This is a genomic window from Tessaracoccus antarcticus (assembly GCF_003688855.1).
GTDB classification, from domain to species: Bacteria; Actinomycetota; Actinomycetes; order Propionibacteriales; family Propionibacteriaceae; genus Arachnia; species Arachnia antarctica.
On record NZ_REFW01000001.1, the window covers coordinates 899,823 to 920,525 of the forward strand.

General features: G+C 63.8%; 20 protein-coding genes. 6 read left to right on the forward strand and 14 right to left on the reverse strand.

Annotated features, from left to right (window positions below):
- Positions 1-29: 29 nt before the first annotated feature.
- Together EAX62_RS03845 and EAX62_RS03850 are read right to left on the reverse strand one after the other, a co-directional pair.
- Positions 30-650 (reverse strand): FMN reductase, encoded by a 621-nt coding sequence (locus EAX62_RS03845; protein WP_121900310.1) that lies wholly within the window; start codon positions 648-650, stop codon positions 30-32.
- Complete coding sequence (locus EAX62_RS03850) at positions 647-1,798, reverse strand: LLM class flavin-dependent oxidoreductase (protein WP_121900311.1); 1,152 nt, start codon at positions 1,796-1,798, stop codon at positions 647-649. The genes EAX62_RS03845 and EAX62_RS03850 overlap by 4 nt, the downstream gene beginning before the upstream one ends.
- A gap of 224 nt (positions 1,799-2,022) precedes the next feature.
- Between EAX62_RS03850 and EAX62_RS03855 the strand changes: the two genes are divergently transcribed.
- The 3 genes from EAX62_RS03855 to EAX62_RS17470 all read left to right on the forward strand — a co-directional run bounded on the left by EAX62_RS03855 (position 2,023) and on the right by EAX62_RS17470 (position 3,380).
- Positions 2,023-2,541 carry a MarR family winged helix-turn-helix transcriptional regulator gene (locus EAX62_RS03855; protein ID WP_121900312.1) on the forward strand — a complete coding sequence of 173 codons (519 nt, stop codon included), beginning with the start codon at positions 2,023-2,025 and terminating at the stop codon, positions 2,539-2,541.
- The gene (gene wrbA, locus EAX62_RS03860) at positions 2,538-3,134 is read left to right on the forward strand and encodes an NAD(P)H:quinone oxidoreductase (RefSeq protein ID WP_121900313.1); all 597 of its coding nucleotides are present in this window, start codon (positions 2,538-2,540) and stop codon (positions 3,132-3,134) included. The genes EAX62_RS03855 and wrbA overlap by 4 nt, the downstream gene beginning before the upstream one ends.
- 129 nt (positions 3,135-3,263) lie before the next feature.
- Complete coding sequence (locus EAX62_RS17470) at positions 3,264-3,380, forward strand: DUF1990 family protein (protein ID WP_199711104.1); 117 nt, start codon at positions 3,264-3,266, stop codon at positions 3,378-3,380.
- 45 nt (positions 3,381-3,425) lie between these two features.
- On the opposite strand, the gene EAX62_RS03870 is transcribed toward EAX62_RS17470, so the two are convergent.
- Positions 3,426-3,968, reverse strand: a complete 543-nt coding sequence (locus EAX62_RS03870; protein ID WP_147453999.1) for a hypothetical protein — start codon at positions 3,966-3,968, stop codon at positions 3,426-3,428.
- 289 nt (positions 3,969-4,257) lie between these two features.
- On the opposite strand from EAX62_RS03870, the gene EAX62_RS03875 reads away from it, so the two are divergent.
- Positions 4,258-5,451: a metal-dependent hydrolase family protein gene (locus tag EAX62_RS03875; protein ID WP_121900316.1), complete on the forward strand. Its 1,194-nt coding sequence runs from the start codon at positions 4,258-4,260 to the stop codon at positions 5,449-5,451.
- A 267-nt stretch (positions 5,452-5,718) separates the two neighbouring features.
- Here EAX62_RS03875 and EAX62_RS03880 read toward each other — a convergent pair whose 3' ends face one another.
- Positions 5,719-6,144 (reverse strand): hypothetical protein, encoded by a 426-nt coding sequence (locus tag EAX62_RS03880; RefSeq protein WP_121900317.1) that lies wholly within the window; start codon positions 6,142-6,144, stop codon positions 5,719-5,721.
- Positions 6,145-6,338: 194 nt separating this feature from the next.
- Here EAX62_RS03880 and EAX62_RS03885 point away from each other — a divergent pair, with 194 nt between their 5' ends.
- Both EAX62_RS03885 and EAX62_RS03890 read left to right on the forward strand, forming a co-directional pair.
- A complete protein-coding gene (locus EAX62_RS03885) occupies positions 6,339-6,944 on the forward strand; it encodes a GNAT family N-acetyltransferase (RefSeq protein WP_121900318.1) in 606 nt (201 codons plus the stop codon).
- Positions 6,945-7,340: 396 nt separating this feature from the next.
- A complete protein-coding gene (locus tag EAX62_RS03890; protein ID WP_147454000.1) occupies positions 7,341-8,264 on the forward strand; it encodes a hypothetical protein in 924 nt (307 codons plus the stop codon).
- Between the two features lie 331 nt (positions 8,265-8,595).
- Here the strand turns inward: EAX62_RS03890 and EAX62_RS03895 are convergent, their stop codons facing one another.
- The 10 genes from EAX62_RS03895 to EAX62_RS03940 form a co-directional block, all read right to left on the reverse strand.
- Positions 8,596-10,170: a glycoside hydrolase family 32 protein gene (locus tag EAX62_RS03895; RefSeq protein WP_199711105.1), complete on the reverse strand. Its 1,575-nt coding sequence runs from the start codon at positions 10,168-10,170 to the stop codon at positions 8,596-8,598.
- A complete protein-coding gene (locus EAX62_RS03900; protein ID WP_121900320.1) occupies positions 10,163-11,680 on the reverse strand; it encodes a glycoside hydrolase family 32 protein in 1,518 nt (505 codons plus the stop codon). The genes EAX62_RS03895 and EAX62_RS03900 overlap by 8 nt, the downstream gene beginning before the upstream one ends.
- The gene (locus EAX62_RS03905; RefSeq protein ID WP_121900321.1) at positions 11,677-12,723 is read right to left on the reverse strand and encodes an ATP-binding cassette domain-containing protein; all 1,047 of its coding nucleotides are present in this window, start codon (positions 12,721-12,723) and stop codon (positions 11,677-11,679) included. The genes EAX62_RS03900 and EAX62_RS03905 overlap by 4 nt, the downstream gene beginning before the upstream one ends.
- Positions 12,720-13,637 (reverse strand): ABC transporter ATP-binding protein, encoded by a 918-nt coding sequence (locus EAX62_RS03910; RefSeq protein ID WP_121900322.1) that lies wholly within the window; start codon positions 13,635-13,637, stop codon positions 12,720-12,722. Before EAX62_RS03910 ends, EAX62_RS03905 begins: the two co-directional genes overlap by 4 nt.
- Positions 13,634-14,638, reverse strand: coding sequence for an ABC transporter permease (locus tag EAX62_RS03915; RefSeq protein WP_199711106.1), 1,005 nt, complete (start codon positions 14,636-14,638; stop codon positions 13,634-13,636). The genes EAX62_RS03910 and EAX62_RS03915 overlap by 4 nt, the downstream gene beginning before the upstream one ends.
- Before the next feature lie 14 nt (positions 14,639-14,652).
- The gene (locus tag EAX62_RS03920; RefSeq protein ID WP_121900323.1) at positions 14,653-15,630 is read right to left on the reverse strand and encodes an ABC transporter permease; all 978 of its coding nucleotides are present in this window, start codon (positions 15,628-15,630) and stop codon (positions 14,653-14,655) included.
- Positions 15,631-15,735: 105 nt separating this feature from the next.
- A complete protein-coding gene (locus tag EAX62_RS03925; RefSeq protein ID WP_121900324.1) occupies positions 15,736-17,421 on the reverse strand; it encodes an ABC transporter substrate-binding protein in 1,686 nt (561 codons plus the stop codon).
- A gap of 64 nt (positions 17,422-17,485) precedes the next feature.
- Complete coding sequence (locus tag EAX62_RS03930) at positions 17,486-18,508, reverse strand: LacI family DNA-binding transcriptional regulator (protein ID WP_199711107.1); 1,023 nt, start codon at positions 18,506-18,508, stop codon at positions 17,486-17,488.
- Between the two features lie 491 nt (positions 18,509-18,999).
- On the reverse strand, positions 19,000-19,914 hold the full coding sequence (locus EAX62_RS03935) for an aminoglycoside phosphotransferase family protein (RefSeq protein ID WP_121900326.1): 915 nt from the start codon (positions 19,912-19,914) through the stop codon (positions 19,000-19,002).
- Positions 19,915-20,051: 137 nt separating this feature from the next.
- The gene (locus EAX62_RS03940; protein WP_325048775.1) at positions 20,052-20,687 is read right to left on the reverse strand and encodes a class I SAM-dependent methyltransferase; all 636 of its coding nucleotides are present in this window, start codon (positions 20,685-20,687) and stop codon (positions 20,052-20,054) included.
- Positions 20,688-20,703 lie beyond the last annotated feature (16 nt).

Consider the following 20,703-nt stretch of genomic DNA (forward strand, 5'->3'; position numbering starts at 1 on the left):
GGTGTGCGCCCATGGACAGCGAATGGTGTTCAGCGCCCGCTGGCCTGCCGCAGCAGCTTGTCGAACGGGGTCGGCTCCGCGAATTCGTCCTCGACAGTTCGCCGGTTACCCAGGGACCCGGCCGGTGCGGATGCCTTCCCCATCAGTGCGGCGAGCTCGCCCGCGGCCCGCGCTGATCGACGGTCGAGACCGTCGTCGCCGAAGTCATCGGTTGCGGCAAAGACACCTGTCGGCACCACGACGGCATGCAGGTAGGAGAACAGGGGGCGCAGGGCGTGTTCGATCACCAGTGAGTGCCGTGCTGTCCCCGCTGTGGCGGCTACCAGGACCGGCTTGCCGTCGAGGACTCCCTCCTCCAGCACGTCGAAGAAATTCTTGAACAGGCCGGAGTATGAGGCGGAGAAGACGGGTGTCACGGCGATGATTCCGTCGGCCCTGCGCACCACCTCGATTGCTTCACCGAGCTTGACTCCGGGGAATCCGGTGAGCAGGTGGTCCGTGATCTGGTGGGCGAGATCCCGGAGTTCGATCGTGGTGACCTCCACTCCCGCGCCCAGAGCCTCGACGGTGTCGGAGGTGAGCCCATCAGCCAGGAGACGTGTGGAGGAGGGGTTGGACAGACCGGCAGAGACGACGACCAGCGATGTCATGCGGACACCTCCATGAGGTCCTCAGCGCGGTGACCGGTCGCGGCGTCTGCCTCGGCGTACACCGTGGAATCCTTGCCGCCGCCTGCCTTGGCAACCATGGATGCATGGGTGGGGGCCTCGGGGATGTGTGCGGGTCGGCCTTCGGCGAATCCCTTGCGCATCTCCGGCAGGATGTCACCGAGGAGGTCGAGCTGCTCGAGTACCGTCTTGAGCGGCAGCCCGGCGTGGTCGATGAGAAACAGTTGGCGCTGGTAGTCGCCGGCGTAGTCACGGAATGACAGGGTCTTCTCCAGGATCTGCTGGGGTGAGCCGACGCTCAGCGGGGTTCCGTCCACGAACTGCTCCAGCGACGGGCCGTGCCCGTAGACCGGGGCGTTGTCGAAGTAGGGACGGAAGTCCTTCCAGGCGTCCTGGCTGTTCTTGCGCATGAAGAACTGGCCACCCAGACCGACGATCGCGGTATCGGACGGACCGTGACCGTGCTTCTCCCACTGTTGCCGGTAGAGACGGATCATCTGTTCGGCGTGCGTCGAGGGCCAGAAGATGTGGTTGTGGAAGTAGCCGTCGCCGTAGAAGGCGGCCTGTTCGGCGATCTCGGGGCTGCGGATGGAGCCGTGCCACACGAACGGGGGGACGCCATCGAGTGGTCGCGGTGTGGAGGTGTATCCCTGGAGGGGGGTACGGAACCGGCCCTTCCAGGTGACGACGTCCTCGCGCCAGAGTTGGTGCAGCAGTGCGTAGTTCTCGATGGCCAGGTTGATGCCCTGGCGGATGTCCTTGCCGAACCAGGGATAGACGGGCCCGGTGTTGCCGCGACCCATCATGAGGTCGACGCGGCCACCGGAGAGGTGTTGGAGCTTCGCGTAGTCCTCGGCGAGCAGTACGGGGTCGTTGGTGGTGATCAGGGTGGTCGCCGTGGACATGATCAAGTTCTTGGTCTGTGCGGCGATCCAGGCCAGTGTCGTGGTGGGCGCCGAGGAGATGAAGGGCGGGTTGTGGTGTTCCCCGGTCGCGAACACGTCAAGGCCGATGTCGTCGGCCTTCTTGGCGATCTCGACCTGGGCCTGGATGCGCTCGAATTCGGTCGGGGTGCGGCCTGTGGTGGGGTCGGTGGTGACGTCGCCGACGCTGAAGATGCCGATCTGCATGCTGGGCCTCCGGGAAGTGTGATGGTCAACCGCCACCCTGTGTTGGTGACGTATCACCTACATTACCAGATATGGTTGACATGTCAACTACATCTGGTGAGGGTTTCGGCCGTTCTGTGCGTTGGCGCACTGTCCCGTCGGTCCTCGGGTTCCGCTCCAGGGCGAATGGGGCGGTACGGGAACTTGTATGTGACATGTCAACTATGTGGGCTACGATGGGGGCTATGAATTCCACCACCCCCTGGCTCTCTGAGGCCGAGCAGCGCGCCTGGCGAAGCTGGCTCTCTGTCAATGCCCAACTGCCGACGGTCCTGCATCGGCAACTGCAGCGCGACTCGGGCTTGTCCCTGCAGGACTTCGAGGTTCTTGTCCACCTCACCGAGACCACGGACAACCGCTCAAGGGTTGCTGATCTGGCCCAGGCCCTGCAATGGGAGCGCAGCCGCCTGTCCCACCACATCAAGCGCATGGAAGCTCGGGGACTGGTTCTTCGCGAGGAATGTCTTGAGGATGGGCGCGGGGCCTGGGTCGTGCTGACGGAGCCGGGCCTCACGGCCATCGAGAACGCGGCCCCCAGTCATGCACAGACGGTGGAGGAACGGGTGTTCGATCCGCTCAGCAAACGAGAACTCGACGGCTTCAGCAGGGCAGTGGACAAGGTGTTGTTCCACCTCAACCAACCCGTCTCAGGCACACTTGTACCGTCCGGTACAAAGACATCACCACGGGAGGAAATCGCATGACCAAACTGGCAGTCATCTACTATTCCGCAACCGGTCACGGCACCACCATGGCCGAACACGTTGAGCGATTCGCCAAGGAGGCCGGAGCGGAGGTGCGTCTTCGCCACGTCCGCGAAACCGTGGATCCGTCAGTCTTCGCCGGAAACCCGGCCTGGCGAGGCAACTACGAGGCGACCAAGGATCTTCCGGAAGCCACGGGCGACGACATCGTCTGGGCGGATGCGGTGATCTTCGGCTCGCCGACCCGGTACTCCAGCGTGGCAGGGTCCTTCCAGTCCTTCATTGACACGCTGGGCGGACTCTGGAGTCAGGGGAAGTTGGCGGACAAGGTGTACGCCGCGTTCACGTCCTCGCAGACCAACCATGGTGGCCAGGAGACGACGCTGCAGCACATTTACCAGATGGTCATGCACTTCGGCGGCCTCGTTGTGCCGCCCGGCTACACGGCGGCGTTGAAGTTTACCGATGGCAACCCGTACGGCGTGTCCCATATCACGGGACCCAGCAACCAGAATGAGCTGGAGCAGCACACCATCGACGCTCTGGAGCACATGACACAGCGCGTCATCACCATCGCGGGACGCCTCGCCTGAGTCCGAGGTAATCGGTGAAGATGGCCCGGTCAACGCCCTCAGTGAGCGGGCGCACCATCGGGTCAGCACTGTATCTTTTGGCTGAAATCCGCACACTCCAAGCTGGGCACCTCGTGGGACAGGGGCACCGTGAAATTCAGCATCACTGCGTTCTCTCGCCCCTCATCGCTGCTCGCCCGCACCGGAGGCTCCATCACTCGGGCCCCCCAGTCGTGGATCACCGGCCGGTACTTGGGCGCCATCTGAGTCGCGGCGGAACGCAGTCATCTGCCGCATTGGGAGGGGATGAGGCTACGCGTCTTCGTTGAGGGTTTGACAGTCCTCTGTGAGGATGATTCTCAGCCGGGACGTCGCTTGACGGTCGGAGAGTTCTCCGTCGACCCGATACGTGATGACCTGGCTGCGGACTCGGCCAGTTTCGGCCGCGTCCCTCGACAGAGCCAGGGTGAGGAAGACATCGGTCCCGGGAGCCAGCATGTACCCGTCCACAGGTTGACGACCGGCCCACAGATCGGGGTTCTCTTTCGCCGGGTCACGCATGCCGCCTACCCCGAGCGTGGTTCCGTCACTTTGTTGCACCGGCGGTACGGCGTAGGAGTCGTTCAGCACCATGTGGTCTTGCTCGCCCAGTCGGACGGCTTGTAGCGCTATTGCGCGTTGACCCGGATTCGATACCGGAACCCCGAACCAGTACGGCTCGGCTTGGTCGGTGAGGACGCTCGCGCACATCTCGTCGCCGCCTGGAACGTTAAGGATTGGAGAGACGGCGCAGCTTGTTGCACCTAGAACTGCGGTGAGGCACCCGAGGGCGGCAAGCATTCGTCCGGTCTTCATGGCCGAATGCTAGACCGAACCGCTGTTACGGGTGCGATTCAACCACTGGACGGTGATGTCTTTCCCCTGGACGCTGGGTCATGCCGCGTCGAGGGAGTTGGGGACTGTCCCGTCGCTGGGATGCCGAACGACGTCTCCACCCGATCCCGCATCCATGACCCGGTGGCCACGAGCGCGGGCCAGGGTCCGCGGGGTGGGCCGATGAAGAGCGGACGAGAGCTGTCAATGTGCTTGTGCTTGCAGTTGAGCGGGGGCGATAATCAGCCAGAGGGAATCTCTGGAGGTGGCCATGGTCATCCTGCGGTGCGGCAGCATGTTCGATGGTGAGCAGTTCGTCGGCAACGTCGAAATCATGATTGAAGACCGGGTGATCACCGGCGTGACCTCGGGGCTGATATCGACCCGGGTGGGAGTGGAGGGCTCGGACGTTGAAGGGGACGTGGTCGTCGACTTCGGTGCGGACGCCATGGTTCTGCCCGGATTCGTGGATACGCACCAGCACCTGACCTGGGACTGCTCACCCGATCCGGTTTTCTGGCTGACGACGGCCAGCGACGAAGATCTTCTGAGAACTGCCCGCAGGAACGCCTGGACTGCTTTGGCGTCGGGAGTGACGACGGTCCGCGATCTGGGCGATCGGGGGTATGTCACGCTGGCATTGCGCGACGAGACGGCCCTCTTCCCCGGCGCTGGCCCGACCGTGCTGCCCTCAGGCCCGCCGATCACTTCGGTGGGTGGCCATTGTTGGTTCCTGGGCGGGGAGGCGGCCGGGATCCCGGCTCTGCGGCGGGCGGTCCGGGAACGGGCCGCGCATGGGGTCTCGGTCGTCAAGGTCATGGCCACCGGCGGTAACGTCACCCCCGGCTCAGCTCCTTTCGAGTCGCAGTTCTCGCTGGAAGAGCTCCGGGCGGTCGTGGATGAGGCACACGCCCTCGGGCTCCCCGTCGCGGCCCACGGGCACGGCGTCGACGGCATCGCCGACGCCGTCGCTGCCGGCGTCGACACGGTGGAGCACTGCACCTTTATGACTGCCGAGGGGATCGCGGATCGCCCCGACGTGCTCGCCGCCATTGCAGACTCCGGGGCCCACGTCTCCTTGACCCTCGGGATGGTGCCCGGCCTCGGTACCCCGCCACCGGCCATCGCATCGCGGATGGCCGCGCTGCTCACCCACTTGCGAGGTCTCGTAGCAGCGGGGATACCGATCGCCCTCGGCACCGACGCCGGGATCGGACCGGCTAGACCCCATGACTCCATGTCATATGCCGTGCAGGTGGCTGCGGAGCACACGTCGTTGGAGTCCGCTTTACGGGCAGCCACCAGCGGCTCGGCCCAGGCGCTGCGTCTTGGCTCTTCGATCGGCCGCCTGCGCCCGGGCTACGACGCTGATCTGGTGATCCTTGGAGCGGATCCGCGCCGCGAGATCAACGCTCTGCGTGATGTGCGCGCCGTCATCCGGCACGGGGTCCGCGTCGTGGGGTGACCACGCCTCGTCCCAGTCAGCCCCTCGGCGGCCCGCACGCTGGTGCTCGTCGCCAAAGCTTTTTTCGCGGCAAGAGCACCACGCGCGGCATGAAATGCGTCCCGTGCCAAGGGTTCTTTGCGAACTGAGGGAACCTGAAAAGATCCGCGGTGTGGAACCTGTCGATCAGGGACAGGGGCCCGTCCTCGTCTTGCGTGCACGTGGCCATCCACGGGAGAGACATTCTTGCATCTAGGTCGCCATCAACAGGGGAGTCCCGAGGTCACGTCACTCAACTGGTTGCGCGTCGGGCTTCGAGAAGAAGCGCCAAGCGGCCACCCCACCTCCAACTGCCGCGAGACCGAGGAACGACATGAATGCCGTGCCGAAGGCATCTAGGTCGTCGTACCCGTAACCGGCGCCCGCGAGAACCAGGAGGATCGCAAGGGCGAATGCAGTCAGACCCCATACCCAGAGCGCGGCGTCGGTCTTTTGTAGTTTTTCCTCGCCGATCACTACCGTCACCAAGCCTGCCAGTAGTGCTCCCGCCACGACGGAGACGTAAACAAAGATGGCGGCATTGCCGATGTAGAACGCCAGCTTCTGGAGCGACCACTCGTCGCCTGTGCCGATGGAGAGAAGGCTCTTCAGAACACCGAGGACTGTGAGCGCGGCAGTGATCAACCCGAACGCCTTCCCCAAGGGAACCTTCATGGGTCACGTATCCAGTGTTGCGCCGAGCATGTATACAGACGGTCGTGCCCGCGCCACCGCCGATGCGCCGAGCAGGCGACAAAGAGTGAATGAGGACGAGCCTCGTCCGGATGCGAAGCTCGGCATCCGGATCAGTCGCGGACGGCGCGGCTCGGCATGAAGTTGGTTCCGGCGGTGGGTGATAGGTATTGACCATGCAGATCCTCACCCCCGAGATTCTCACAGGTCAGCTCGTCCGCCTGGAGCCGCTCAGCGACGAACATGTTGAGGGGCTGCGCGTAGCCGTGCAGGACGGCCGGATAGCAGACTTGTGGTACACCTCAGCTCCTCGCCCCGAGGCGATGGCGCACGACGTAGAAGCGAAATTGGACCAGGCGGCTCAGGGGCTCATGCTTCCGTTCGCCATCCGTCGGTTGGCCGATGATCGGCTGATCGGCGTGACAACCTACTGTCACCCGATTCCAGCCGTCCCGGCCGTCGAGATCGGCTACACATGGCAGGCGGGCTCTGCGCATCGCACGGGGACGAACACCGAGGCGAAGTTGCTGATGCTCAGCCATGCATTTGAGGAATGGGGCTGTCGACGGGTGTCCTTCCGTGCAACGTGGTTCAACCACCCATCTCGGCGGGCGATCGAGCGGCTCGGGGCGAGCTTTGAGGGCCGCATCCGAAACGACCGCATCCTGCGCACAGGGGAAGTGACAGACACCGCGCAGTACTCGATAACGGACGGCGACTGGTTCGCAGTCCGCCACCACCTGCGACACCTGATCGCGAGTAACACAACTAGCGCTTCGTGATGGCGCGTGAAACTGGCCACCAATGATGCCCCGAACATCCCGTCATTCCGCCTCGCCTGGTCCCGACAGCGTTCAGGATGGGCCGGGAGTGGGCCTCAATGTCGTGCCGCGCACCACACTGCCGCATGACTGGCGAGACGGTCCCGTACGTGAACAGCGGCGGGTGATCCCATGGTTCGTCCTCGCGCTCGAGGGCGGCTCATCCGGCGATCGTGCCTTACCCATCCCACCCCAGGCAATCTCCAGAATCGTCGGGGACGCTCACCCGAGCGCGACGTCTCGGTTCTGGGCTGGAACACCAGAGCGTGAGGACCCGGCAGTGGTTCTCTTGCGCGGCTGAGCCCTGCTATAGGCTGATCGTCGGAGTGGATGGGGCCGTTTGTGGAGGGGGGCCTGGTGGATCACAAGCGCGAGTTCGTCGGGGTCTTGTGCACGCTCGCACTCGCCACGGGCTTGTCTGCATGTGGCGCGCCGATCCCGCGCGAGGCGGTGCCCGAGGGTTGGGCGCTGGAGGTTCACCAGCCGGGTGAATGGTGGACCCAGCCGTTGATTCCGCGCTCCGTTGTGGTGCAGCGCTGCCCGCCACCTATCGGCTGGGCGTCAGAACCCGACCTGAGCAACGTGACAGGAGTGCTTCCCGGCAGCGACGTCGAGTACTCCTTTGCCTCCGATGACTACCACTGTTCGGTCGGTTGGTCCGAGCCCGCGAGCGAGGGGGAGTTCTCTGTTGCGGACATGTCCACCGAGGCGGGCCTGCGCCGGGCCTGCTCGAGAAGCGGCCTGCCGATGGACGCGTCGTGGCGATTCCTGGGCTCCAAGCCGAGCGAGCGAGTGGGTGATCTGCCCGGCATGGAAGAAGGCGGGTTGGAGACGTGGGAGGTCGCGACCGCGGCGTTCATCGACGAATTTGGCACTGTGGTGAGTTGCTTGGTCGAGCATATGGGCGACGCCGGTACCTTCCAGTGGGTGGAGTTGTCGGTCGGGGCGGACACAGCTGTCACTCCCGGCGGTGCAGCCTGCCCGGTGCAGCCACGCAACATGGCCCGCGACGACGACGGCACACTGATGGACTATCAACTCAGGGGTGCGGGCGCCGTCCGTGAGGACCGTGGGAAAATCCTGACCGAAGCGACGACGCTGCGGATCGGCGTGGTCGGCGACAGCGTGATGACCTCGCACCCTGTGGTGGACGGCATTGCGATCGTCGACGCCTCAGTAGTACCGAACGCCACCATCCCCTTCGACTGGGACCAACCGCTACCCGTCGAAGGACAGATCTATGACGCGGATGGCGACCTTTTGGCCACCTGCCGCGGCTGACACCCCAGCCCTGAACTGACCGCTGACCCACGCATCACAGCCGGCGGCGGTGGCGGTAGAGCGCAACGGTTTTGAGTTCGACCCAGTGACGGGGTTCGAATCCGGTCTCGCCATGCTCGATGATCCGTGCGCCTGGGGCGGCAGAGAGTGCCGGGCAGTGGATTTCCATCAACAGTCAGAGTACTGAGGTGCGGGTCGTCGATTGGGCCCATCGAAGGCTCCCTCAACTCAACGGGTCAGAGCCCGCCTCTTCACAGGCGCGGCGTTCAGCGCGGACCGATGGGAGAAGGCTCGCCGTCACCATGAACCGTCGTGCGGTCCATGACTCGGCTCATTTACCCTGGCGGACCCGGATCTCACGGACCTTCAAATCCTTGAACGTCGCTGTGCCTTCATGGGAGTACAGCCGGATCCGGTCATCTACTCCGAGGGGGAAGACCCGGTGCGAGTGGACGATGCGGCCATCATCGATGAACATCTCGACGCTGGTCCGGTCGACCAGGATCCGCAGCTTGAGTCGGCCTGAGGAGGGATCGATCGGTGTCTGTGATTCACCGCCAGTCGGGTTGACTGTGGGCTTGCGATTGACGTAGGCGAACGGGCCCTTCAGATAGGCCCCGGCGGCGACGTGCCGTCCGCCTTGTGGTGCGCGACAGATCTCCAATCCCACATTGGCCGGAGGGGACGCGGGATCCCATGTGATGTCACAGGTCAGGTCGTATGCGAGGGACATAACATTCAGGTCCTTCGTGCCGTCAACGGTTACGTCACCCAGGTTGTGGGTGCGCTTGACATGGTTTGACAGTGCCGCCGTGGGCGAGGATGCCAAGTAGTACTCGCCACCATCGCCACGCTTGAGCCGGACATCGCGCACGATCATGTCGTCCCCGTTGTAGCCGTCGGTTACCAGGGTTGGGGTGTTGTGGGGGTAGTCCCAGAAGTTGGCCCATCCGATGCTGCGGCGAAGGCTGGGATCCTCGGTTCCGTCCTTCTTGTGGTGCGGATAAGTGACAGCACCGTAGAAGTCGAAGCCCCAGTCCAGCCACTGAGGTTCGCCCTCGTCAGGTTGAAATGAGGTGCCATCGAAGGCTCCGCTCCAGTAGGCGTAGGTAGCTGGCAACCCTCGACCCTTGCCGTTGGCACTGGTACCCAGTATCCAGTGGGAGGTGCCGTCGTCGGCGGTCATCTGGAACAGGTCGGGGCATTCCAGCAGTCCAAGGTCAGAGCGCCTGAATTCACCCACCCGTTCCCAGGTTCGCAGGTTCGGTGACACGTAGAACCCCAGCAGGTTGCCTTCCGCGTTGGCCATGAACCACCGGGAGCGTGCCTCGTCCCAGAAGACTTTGGGGTCCCGGAAGTCGTGGACCCCCGGGTTGGGGAGAACGGGGTCTGTGCCTGATGGCCGAAACGTTCTGCCCCTGTCCTTGGAGTACCAGAGGTACTGGGCCTGTCGTCCCTCGGGTGCCTGTGTGACCAGGGCGATGACAGCACCTTTGCCGTAGCCGGCTGTGCCGTGTTCGTCGACCACGACGCTGCCGGACCAGCAGTCGCCGTTGGCGTTGCTGAACTTGGGAATGGCGACGCCCTCGTCGCGGAAGACGACATGGTCCCGCGTTGTCGCGCGACGCCATGCGGTGCCGCCCCCGCCTGTGAGGTAGTCGGCGTTGTAGAGGTAGTAGTAGTGGTACTTGCCGTCGATGTAGATGGGGCGCTGGGGGTCGTTCTTCCAGTTGTCAGGAACGCTGAAGTGGTACTCCGGTCGCATGTGCACGCGTCCTTTCGACGATGCTTTCCCATCTGCGGAAGCAGTCTGGGTGCCCGATGTGGCTGCGATGGTGCCGGTCACGGCGAGCATGCCTGCCCCTGCCATGAGTCCCCTTCGCGAGAGCGTGGATTCGTCATGCATGGTTGCTGTCCTTTCGTCGTGGGAGATCTGCCGAGACGCGGTGCGTGTGAGCGGTTGTGTTCCGGCTGGTGGAGTTCATGGACCAGACGCGTGCCGTGGTCTGACCGGCGGACTGGCGCAAGCCGATACCCAATGCGTCGTGCCGGGTTGGGTAGGCGCGGGCGGTCAGCGGAACACCATTTGCGAATGACTCCAGTGCGGAGTGGTCCACCAGGATGCGCAGGGAAACCTTCCCGTCGCTGCTGGGGATGCTGCCGCTGAGGGGTGTTGTGTCCACTGTTGGGTCCAGGCTTGACGTGCTGCGGTCAAGGCTGAGGCGTACCCCGTTGGTGGTGTGTTCAAGCAGGTAGACGGTCTGTTCCGCGTTGTCGGGGGTCGCCCGGACCTTGACCTCCAGAGTCGCTCCGGGTGGCAACGTGACATCCAATTCGACGTCCAGCTGGTCGCCCGTGAGTTCAGCGGTCGGCAGATGTGAGCCATCCCCGTCGAACAGCAGGCGGGAGCGCAGTCGGTCCACCTCGGGAGCGGGGTGCTGATGGAGCGTGCCATCGGGGCGTGCGGTGACGAGGCGTGGGAGCGACATGACACCCGACCAGCCTGCTGCGATCTGCGCAGCATCCGACCGGCCCTCCTGCAGCCACCCGAACATCAGACGGCGTCCCGCTTCGTCGCGCATCGACTGTGGGGCGTAGAAGAACCGGCCGCCCAGATCGAGTCGGTGGAGCCCCTCCGGAATGAACCGGTCACCCTCCATCTGGCCCACCCAGTAGAGCGTGTGCATCGTGACGCCGTGGTCCCATGCTGAGAAGACCATGATGTGGTGCTGGCCGCTGCCCGCGTCCCCCAGGGGGAACACGTCGATGCACTCCCACATCGTGCCCGTCCACAGGGGTGTCCCCTTGTTCGTTTCGGCGTTGCCTGTCAGCAGAGGGCCGAGGTAGGTCCAGGAACGCAGGTCACGCGACTCGTAGAGCAGAGCCGCCCCACCCACTCCACGAACACCGGAGCCGATGACCTGACGCCATGTGTCCCCTTCCTGCCATAGGCAATGGTCGCGGAAGGCGATGATGTCGAGGTCGGCGGGCGGGGCTGAGATCACCGGGTTGTCGGGATGTTTGCGCCACTGGGTGAGATCCGGGGTGCCGAAGGCCAGGCAAGGCAGCTCGCTGCCACCCTTGCGGCCCGAATACATGATCGTGGGCACGCCATCATGGTGGACCAGGACACCGGACCAGCAGCCATCCTCGTCCGGACCCGTGCCGGGGGTCAGTGCGATCGGCAGTTCTTCCCACTCGAGGAGGTCACTGCTGACCGCGTGCCCCCAATGGATCTTGTGGTGCACGGGCGCGTAGGGGTTGTACTGGTAGAAGAGGTGGAACAGGCCTTCGTGAAAGGTGAGCCCGTTCGGGTCATTCAGCCATCCAGCGGTGACGAAATGGAATTCTGGACGATGCGGGTCCGTTGCAGCCAGGGCTTCCAGTTCAGCGCGCTTCTGTTGGACGACACTCATACGGCAACAGTCTCCTGTTCGGAATTGGTGAGATGGATGGCAGTGCCGGGGGCATCCGACGGCGGCGCGTACAACCCGCAGCGGACCCTGTGCTCCGGGAGTTCGCTCAGCGTGTGGAAGACCGGCGTAGTGGCAGAGCAGGCTGTGCTGGTCTGGCCCGCCCATTCGCAGGTGGTCGGGCTGACGACTGAGTGCCGCATCCTTGCCCGTTCCAGGGGGTCGAAGCTGCCAATCCGGGTCGGATCCGGCACGGCGGAGATGAGAAGCCTCGTGTAGGGATGGGCGGGGTGCGCGATGAGTTGGAGCGACTCGCCCATCTCGACGAACTCGCCTGCAAACATGACGACGATGCGGTCGGCCAGGTACCTGGCCGACGCCAGGTCGTGGGTGATGTAGAGCATGGAGATGCCCTGTTCCTGACAGAGGTTGCGCATCAGATTCAGCACCCCGATCCGTACCGAGACGTCAAGCATGGACGTGGGCTCATCGGCGAGGATGAGGCGCGGGTTGACAGCGAGTGCGCGAGCGATGGCGATGCGCTGGCGTTGTCCTCCCGACAGCTCGTGTGGGTAACGCTCCAAGAGTTCAGGAGATAGGTCCACCTTCGACATGAGCCGTCGCTTCGCATCCTCCAGGCCAGCACGGGTGACGGCGCCATGCAGTCTCAGAGGCCGCTCGAGGAAATGCCCGATGCGGTGCACGGGGTTGAGGCTGCCGAAGGGATCCTGGAAGATCATCTGCACGGCCGAACGGTACGACCGGCTGGCCCCCCGTGGCTCGGCGCGCAAGATGTCGCGGCCCTCCAACTCGAAGGTGCCACCCGATGGCTGTTCGAGCCGCGCCAGGCAGCGGGCAAGCGTCGACTTGCCGCTGCCCGACTCTCCGACCAGGGCCACGATCTCCCCGGGCGCGATGTCGAGATCAACCCCGCCCAATGCCCGGACTCGTTTTCTGGAGAGCAGGCCCCCGATGTTGAAGGTCTTCTCCAGACCCCGGACGCTCAACACGGGGACCGTGCTGGTGGTACTTGTCGTGGTTGTCATTTCATCACCGTCTGCTTGATGTCGCTGTCCTTGGTAGGTGCCACGAAGTGGTTCGGGGCAACCTGCTCAAGTTCGGGGATATGGGTGAATCTGGTTCCCTCGCCCAACCCACGCAGCGTGGTGCGGGGGCCCGTCAGGGGTGGGAATGCGTTCATGAGCGCCTGGGTGTAGTGGTGGCGTGGCTGCTCGAAAATGTCCTTCGAAGGGCCCATCTCCACGAACCGTCCGGCGTACATGATGCCCATGCGGTCGGACAGCTCGATCATCAACGACATGTCGTGCGTGATGAACAGGATCGCAAACCCGAACTCGCGCTGCAGGTCCTTGATCTGGGACATGATCTCCTGTTGCACAACGACGTCCAGGGCGGTCGTGGGCTCATCCATGATCAACAGTGGCGGCTGCAGCGCCGTGGCCATCGCGATGACAACACGCTGCCTCATCCCGCCCGAGAGCTGATGCGGATACGAACGGAGCCGGTCGCCGGGGATGCCGACGAGTTCGATCAGATCGCCAGCCTTGCGGAGCGCCGCCCTCTTCCGCATGCCTTCGTGGGTGGTGTAGATGTCAGCGATCTGGTCCCCGATGGTCATGACCGGGTTCAGCGAGTTCATCGCGCTCTGGAACACCATGGCTATCTGTCGCCACCGGAACTCCCGCAACTCTGCGGCGCTCAGTGTGAGCACGTCCACATCCCGGAACCGGATGGATCCACCGGTGATGACCGCGGGATCCTTCAGTAGCCGCAAGATGGCATTGGCGATGGTGGACTTGCCGCAGCCGGACTCGCCTGCCAGCCCGAAGACCTCGCCCTCTGCGATGGAGAAGCTGACGCCGTCAACCGCCCGCACAGTGCCCGTGCCCGTCTTGTACTCGACGCTCAAGTCGTTGATTCCCAATAGTTCGGTTCTCATCGGTCCTGTCCCTTCGGGCTCGCCGTCACCGGCGTCGGAGCTGCCGCGTGCACTCGTCCGCGAGGACGACGCAGCCTGGGGTTGGTGGTCTCGTCCACGCCGTAGTTGACCAGCGCGAGAGCGAAGGCAACCAGCGCAATAGCGGCGCCTGGCGGGATGAACACCCACCACGCACTGGTCAGAAGAGCACCGTCGTTGCTGGCCCAGTACAGGTTTGTGCCCCAACTGATCGTGCTCATGTCGCCGAGGCCAAGGAACTCCAAGCCGGCCTGCGCGCCGATGCCGAAAATGACGCAGGCGATGAAGGTGCTCATCACTATCGATGCCATGTTGGGCAGGATTTCCCGGAACATGATCCGCAGACCACGCTCGCCGGTCACCTGTGCTGCCGCAACGAAGTCCTTCCCGCGGATCGACAGGGCCTGTGACCTCAAAACCCGGGCTGATCCCGCCCAGCCGGTGATGACCAGGACGATGATCACCGTGCCCATTCCCTGGGGCAGGAATGCCGCGAGGATGACCAGCAGGGGGAGTCCTGGCAGCAACAGGAAGACGTTGGTGACCAGGGACAGCAGGTTGTCGAGGCCACGTCCGAAGTATGCGGAGGCGAGGCCGACGAGAAGCCCCACGAAGGTGGCAGCCACACCGACGATGAAACCGACAAACAGTGAGGACCGTGCGCCCCAAAGGTTGAGGGCCAACACATCCTGTCCTTTGGCGGTTGTTCCGAAGAGGTGCGCGGCAGACGGTGGCTCGGCGCCGAATCCCTGGATCAGCATGGGGTCTCCGGGCGAAATGATGGGCGCCAGGAGGGCAACGGCGATGAACAGGGCGAGGATGATCAGTCCCGCGACCGACTTTGAATTGCTCAGTAGGCCGTGTATCAGCCCGCTCCGTGGAGACTTCGGCGTCTTTTGTGGAACGGGGGTGGTGAGGACCTCATCCGGGCCGATGCCCAGGTCCATTTCAGCCATTGCTCGAGGATCTTGTGCGAGGGACATGATTGCTCCTCCTTTCAGTTGGCGCGAACGCGTGGATCGAGGCGGACGTAGACGATGTCGACGGCGAAGTTGGCCAGCAGTACCGCCGCGGTGATCGTCAGGAAAAGCCCTTGCATGAGCGGGTAGTCGAGTGCCTGCACAGCCTGCAGCAACTGGTAACCCACACCCGGGTAGGCGAAGACGACCTCAGTGAGGAGTGCACCGCCGACGATGAACCCCAGCGACATCCCGAAGGCAGTCACGGCTGGCAGCATCGCGTTTCGTGCGGCGTAGCGCAGCATGATGCGGTTGCTTCGCAGGCCCTTGGCCTCGGCCATGACGATGTAGTCTTCGGCGTTCGTCGCGATCATCGTGTTGCGCATTCCGAGCAACCAACCTCCGATGGAAACGAGCACGATCGAGGTCGCCGGTAGGACGAGGTGGTAGGCAACATCTCCAATGAAGGCGAGTGACAGCTGCGGCGAGGTGCCCGCCTCGAATGCGTGCCGCAGGGGGAACCATCCCAGGGTGATCCCGAACAGCCACAGCAGCCCCATGGCCAGCCAGAAGTAGGGGAACGATCCGAGGAACACGAGGATGGGTGGCAGCACAGAGTCGAGGAATCCGCCCCGGCGCCAGGCGGCCAGGATGCCAAGGGTGTTCCCGATGATGACGGCGATGATCAGCGCTGAAAAGCCGAGCAGAAGCGTCCAGCCAATTTGGCCAGAGATAACGGTGGTGACGGGTGTGGGGAAGCGGGAGATGGAGAACCCCATGTCACCGGAGAAGAGCTTGGCCAAGTAGTGCCAGTACTGCACGAGCACCGGGGAGTCGTCGAGTCCGAAGGAACGCCTCAGTGCGTCCACCTGCTCGGGCCGGATCTCGCCTTGGAGGCGGGCGACCATGCGCGACACCGGGTCACCGGGCATGAGCCGGGGAAGTATGAAGTTCAATGTGATCGAGACCCAGAAGGCCGCGATATAGAAGCCTAATCGGCGAAGGATGAATCCCATGTCATTGTCCTTGGGGTGTGTGCCCCCAGCACCCGCAGGCGCCTCATCACAAACGAACTGTTCGGGATGGTTGGCGCCTGCGGGACGCTGCGGGAATCGGTGTGGTCAGCCGGCGACGGGTGCCAAGGCGGTCAGGACCAGGACTGTTGTGCGGGCCCTGACTGAAAGGGTTGCGTACGGGTTGTCCTCGTTGGGCCATCCGGTGAAGCGCTGGGTGTTGGCCGCACCCCATTCGGGTCCGGGGAACAGCGGCGCCACCGGTGCATCCTCAGAGAACAAGGCCTGCAGTTTGTTCATGATCTGCTTCTGCTCCGACTCGTCAGAGGCTGCCGTGAACTCCTCGAGCAGCGCATCAGCCCGCTTGTCACCGAATCGGTGGTAATTGTCGAAGGTCTGCTCTCCGACAGGCTTGACGGTCTGCGCCGACATCATGCCGCTGTAGAACTGGTACGGGGTGGGCGCCCCAGCGCTCCACACGATGCCCGAGTCGAACGTGCCGTTCTCGTACCCGGCGGAGACGTCTCCCCAATCCCGTGCCGCAACGTTGACCGTCACGCCAAGCTCAGCGAGGTTCTGCGCGATGACGTTGCCCACCGAAACCCAGTCGCTCGATGTGGAACCGACGGAGTAGTCGAACTCGAAGGGGCTTCCATCTGCCAGGACGCGCTTACCGTCTGCACCCAGCTTGATCCCGGCACCATCCAGGAGCTTGCCTGCAGCTTCCATGTCCCGCTTGGTCCAGGTGCACGCGTCGACAACTGACTGGTCCCGCCAGGAGTCATAGGCACCTGACAGGCCGGTGCAGTCGGCGGGGATGGTGTAGCCCTGCATGCCGATCTTGGTGACCTGCTCACGATCGACGGCCATCGACAGTGCCTTGCGAACATTCGCGTCGTCGAAGGGCGCCTTGGCGGTGTTGAACTGCCAGTTGATCATGGAACCGGTGGGCGGGAACCAGTAGAAGCGGTGCTCCGGGTCCTTGTCGACGAAGGACTTCTCGATGTTGGGGATGAACTGGGGTGCCCAATCGACGTCACCGTTGGCGGCGGCAAGGTTGGCGCCGTCATTGCCAGCGAAGGCACGCATGCGAATGCCCTCGATCTTCTGCTTGTCGGGCTGCCAATAGTTCGGGTTCCGTCCGAGGTCGAAGGACTGGGACTGGAAGTTCGTGACTGTCGTGTACGGGCCGGTGCCGACAGGGTCCTCGTTGGCGAACGCGGTCGGATCCTCGACTGTGCTCCAGACGTGTGCGGGTGCAATGACCTGCTGCCCGATGTCGAGCAGTGCAGGAGAGAACGGCTTGTTGAAGTCGAACTTGACCGTGTGGGGGTCGACCGCAGTAACCGTGTCGATGTAATCGAAACCGCCACGGATCTCGCGTTGCAGCTTGAAGGACACAACAACGTCGTCAGCGATGAGAGGCTTTCCGTCAGACCACTTCACATCGTCGCGCAGGTTGTAGGTGACTCCCTTGCTATCTGGTGCTACTTCCCAGTCGGTCGCCAGCCACGGCGTGGTGGAACCGTCGGCCGGGTTGAAGATCAGCATCGATTCGAAGATCGCCTGCTGGGTCATCGGGAAGTCTGGGTTGGAGAACGGGTTGAAGTTCCGCTCAAACGTGCCCATGTCCTCCCTGGGGATTGTGAGCAGCTGTTTGCCGTCGAGCGAGCCCGCGACGTTGGTTGAGCCCGCGGTTGGGTCCTGACTACCTGAACCGCATCCGGTCAGGAGTAGTGCTCCAGCGGCTGCGGCTGCGCAGAAGCGCGCCAGCCTCGTCCGAAGTGCCATCATGGGTGATGTTCCTTTCTTCTTCTTCCTTGAAGGGGAGGGTTTCGTTGCGTCCAGAGATGTCCAGTCAGACGGACGCACGTTCAATGAGTGGGCAGTCGATTGTCACGGTCTGCGTGGTGGTCGGCTGCCCTCCTGCCATCGCAGCCAGTAGCTCGACACCTTGCGCGCCCATCAGCGCGAACGGGAGCGCAATCGTCGTCAGCGCTGGCCGAAGGTAGGACGCAATGAGCACCTGATTGTCGAATCCGACGACGGCGACATCGGAGGGAATGCGGAGTCCGCGCTCTTTGATCGCGTCGTAGGCGCCCATGGCCATCCGGTCGTTCGCGCAGAAGATCGCTGTGGGGGGCGTCGAAAGATTCAACAGGGCCTCAGCCGCGACAAAGCCTCCGTCGGCCGTCGCGTGTCCCGAGACTTCAAGCTCGTCGACGATCGGAATGCCGGCTTCCCGAAGGGCGTCATGATGGCCCAGCCGCCGACCAACGGTGGCCGGAATGTCTGGATCCAGGTTCAGTAGACCGATCCTGCGGTGTCCAGCCTTCAGCAGTCGCTCTGTCGCACGTCTTCCTCCCGCGCGCTCATCGGGCACCACGGAGGGGAAGCGGCCCTCAACGTCGAAGCAGTTGACCAGGACCGTGGGGACTTCCCGTGCCAATGCGGGAACAGTCACCGGCCGATGCCAGGTCGTGGCATAGATCAGCCCTTCGACACGCTGCTCGAGCAGTTGCTCTATGGCGGCAGTCTCGGCATCCGGGTCAGAGTCCGTGGAGGCGATGAGGAGATATTTCCCGTCCAGACTTGCACGGTCCTGAGCACCCTTGATCACCTCGACAGCAAAAGGGGCGGTCACGATCTCGGTGACCAGCCCATACCAATCACTGCGCTGCCTTGCCAGAGCCCTGGCACTAGCGTTCGGGCGGTAACCAAGTTTCGAGGCCGCTTCACGCACTCGCCCGCGGGTTTCCTCCGCAATGTGAACGGATCGACGGTTGTTCAGCACGAGAGACACCACAGTCCGGGACACATCCGCGTGGTCAGCCACATCCTGCATCGTCACCGCACGCGTCGCCATGTGTTTGTCTTTCACTTCCGCCCCTCTCCATCGAGTGCGTACTAACCCGGGTTAGTGCTATTACGACAAGACACTAACCCGCGTTAGGTAACGATGTCAACCCCCTCCCTGCGATTGCACTGCGACTGCGTCGACCACGCTCACGTAGAGAAGTGGGCGGTGGATCCCACGCCGCGGCGGGGCGGTGCCGCTCTTCGATGTCGCATCTGAGAGCGTGTCCGGTCCGTGACCCGGTTGACCCGGTTGGCCCAGGCGTCGGGCTGCGCATGCGGATCCTGGCCGATGGCACTGACCGGCGTTGCCGAGAACAGCCCACGAAGTGCTCGCGTTCGTCGAACTTCGCCACGAGCCGCGCTGGTGTCCTGTGAGGACGCTCCGCAGGTGCGCAGCGAGCCGCAGATCACATCGGAATCCGTCGGGATTCGGATGAAATACCCTGCCAGAGACTCGGCAGCCCGGGTGCGCCCATGGCAGTCATTTTTGTCGAGGACGCCAGGCGCTTCGGATCAGTCGGAGAACGCCTTCGCCAACAAGATCATGCGTGTTCGAAAGTCGTCGGAACGGGGGGTGTGCACTGCGGCCCAGACAGCGTTGAGCACCAGCCTCACAAACGTCCAGCGTCGGACCCTGTCCTCGTCGAGCCCCGCCACATCCGCGACCACTTCTGCGCGCATCCGGACGTGGTTGCGCACGGAGAATGCAGCAGCCGTGACCTCCGACCTGTTCCACACGATGGGCGCGACGGCGTAGGCCCATTCCCCCGCTACGGGCTTCGGGTCGATGGCAAGCCAGTCGCCGCGACGTTGTGCGAGTGGTGCCAGCACGTTCATGTCGTGCAGATCTTCGTGCACCAACCGTGCCGGCGGAGCACTTGCCACCAGCGCCTTCAGTTCATCGTTGGCTTGGTGGGTGAGACGTCGGGGCACGAGGACCGACGGCTCCCTGAGCTGGTCCTGCCACCGGATGGCCTTGTCCGCGACCGTGTCCAACTGGGGGACCGGTGGCCGGTCCAGTTGCTGCATGAGTTCTCCCACGACCTCGCACGCTTCAAGGATCGGGAGCTCGGTGAGTGGGCGGTCGCCGTCGAGGCGCTCCAACAAGAGTGTCGACGCCGAGGGGTGTGCAGCAATCAACCGGACCGCGCCGCGACCGTCCCACAGCCTCAGGGCGAGGTGCTCGTGACGCGCCTCGGGGTGCGGCCACGTCACCTTCAACACTGCAGTCTGCGCCTCGTGAAGCACCGGGAACACCACGGCGTTTTCGCCGTGCCAGGGTGGCCCGTCGAGCGTGAGCTCCCAACGATCGAGGTGCTCCTCCACAAGCGAAGGGACCCGTGCGAGCCAATCGTCGCCGCCGAGGTAACCGGCAGCATCAGCGGTGCGGCCAGCGATTGCCATGCGGAAGGCTTCTGGGATCAGCATCGACACCAATGTAAGCCTCAATGTGCCATCAGCGGGTGGTCCATCAGCTCTGTGGGACAGACGCACCACGTACTCCAACCTCGACTGACCTCGCTCCACATGGGGGGAGCGCCCACCAGATGGTCACATGTCGAGCTTCAGGCGTGGGATCGCGTCTCCGCACGCGAGCGCAACTGCATCCGGTACCACTGCGGCGCCGTTCGATCCATCGGCCAGCCCAGACCAGCTGTCGGCGCGGGCCAGACCTCACGTATTTCCCACAGAGGGAAAGCATCATCAATCTCGCCCCGAGAAACCCCCTCGAAAAGCCACCGGAAGCGCGTCCAGCCGAATGCGAGCATGAGGAACGACGCATTCGGGTTCGCCAGCGAAGAAACGCTCTTGCCCATCGCCGGTCTCTGCTGCGCACTCAAACCCTGGAAGCAGCCGATGTCAATGAACAAGTCGAAACCACCGAGGTCGACAGCGTCGAGGTTCGTGACATCCCCGACGAGGTATCGCACCGTGGTACCGCCACGCTCCTGAGCGCCCGCGATCGCTTCAGGGGCAGCGTCGACTCCGACAGCATCCCATCCGCGCTGAGCGAGTTCACGCGTGTACATCCCACGCCCACACCCCAGATCCAGCGCCCTGCCGGGCGGACGAGCGCACCCCGCCGACACGCGATCGAAGACGTCCACGATTCTCGCGCCCGAGACCTGCGCGTAACGCTCCCACGGTGTGGCTCGACGACCGTATCGCCGGTACATCGACGAGTAGTTCACCATGACCATCGGCCCCCTGCTGTGG

Bases quoted from the DNA above. Each gene is read 5' to 3' on its own strand.
- EAX62_RS03895 (WP_199711105.1), bottom strand. From the start codon at position 10,170: ATGCATGACGAATCCACGCTCTCGCGAAGGGGACTCATGGCAGGGGCA.
- EAX62_RS03845 (WP_121900310.1), bottom strand. From the start codon at position 650: ATGACATCGCTGGTCGTCGTCTCTGCCGGTCTGTCCAACCCCTCCTCC.
- wrbA (WP_121900313.1), top strand. From the start codon at position 2,538: ATGACCAAACTGGCAGTCATCTACTATTCCGCAACCGGTCACGGCACC.
- EAX62_RS03935 (WP_121900326.1), bottom strand. From the start codon at position 19,914: ATGCTGATCCCAGAAGCCTTCCGCATGGCAATCGCTGGCCGCACCGCT.
- EAX62_RS03880 (WP_121900317.1), bottom strand. From the start codon at position 6,144: ATGAAGGTTCCCTTGGGGAAGGCGTTCGGGTTGATCACTGCCGCGCTC.
- EAX62_RS03885 (WP_121900318.1), top strand. From the start codon at position 6,339: ATGCAGATCCTCACCCCCGAGATTCTCACAGGTCAGCTCGTCCGCCTG.
- EAX62_RS03915 (WP_199711106.1), bottom strand. From the start codon at position 14,638: ATGTCCCTCGCACAAGATCCTCGAGCAATGGCTGAAATGGACCTGGGC.
- EAX62_RS03870 (WP_147453999.1), bottom strand. From the start codon at position 3,968: ATGAAGACCGGACGAATGCTTGCCGCCCTCGGGTGCCTCACCGCAGTT.
- EAX62_RS03850 (WP_121900311.1), bottom strand. From the start codon at position 1,798: ATGCAGATCGGCATCTTCAGCGTCGGCGACGTCACCACCGACCCCACC.
- EAX62_RS03905 (WP_121900321.1), bottom strand. From the start codon at position 12,723: ATGACAACCACGACAAGTACCACCAGCACGGTCCCCGTGTTGAGCGTC.
- EAX62_RS03855 (WP_121900312.1), top strand. From the start codon at position 2,023: ATGAATTCCACCACCCCCTGGCTCTCTGAGGCCGAGCAGCGCGCCTGG.
- EAX62_RS03920 (WP_121900323.1), bottom strand. From the start codon at position 15,630: ATGGGATTCATCCTTCGCCGATTAGGCTTCTATATCGCGGCCTTCTGG.
- EAX62_RS03900 (WP_121900320.1), bottom strand. From the start codon at position 11,680: ATGAGTGTCGTCCAACAGAAGCGCGCTGAACTGGAAGCCCTGGCTGCA.
- EAX62_RS03940 (WP_325048775.1), bottom strand. From the start codon at position 20,687: ATGGTCATGGTGAACTACTCGTCGATGTACCGGCGATACGGTCGTCGA.
- EAX62_RS03910 (WP_121900322.1), bottom strand. From the start codon at position 13,637: ATGAGAACCGAACTATTGGGAATCAACGACTTGAGCGTCGAGTACAAG.
- EAX62_RS03875 (WP_121900316.1), top strand. From the start codon at position 4,258: ATGGTCATCCTGCGGTGCGGCAGCATGTTCGATGGTGAGCAGTTCGTC.
- EAX62_RS03925 (WP_121900324.1), bottom strand. From the start codon at position 17,421: ATGATGGCACTTCGGACGAGGCTGGCGCGCTTCTGCGCAGCCGCAGCC.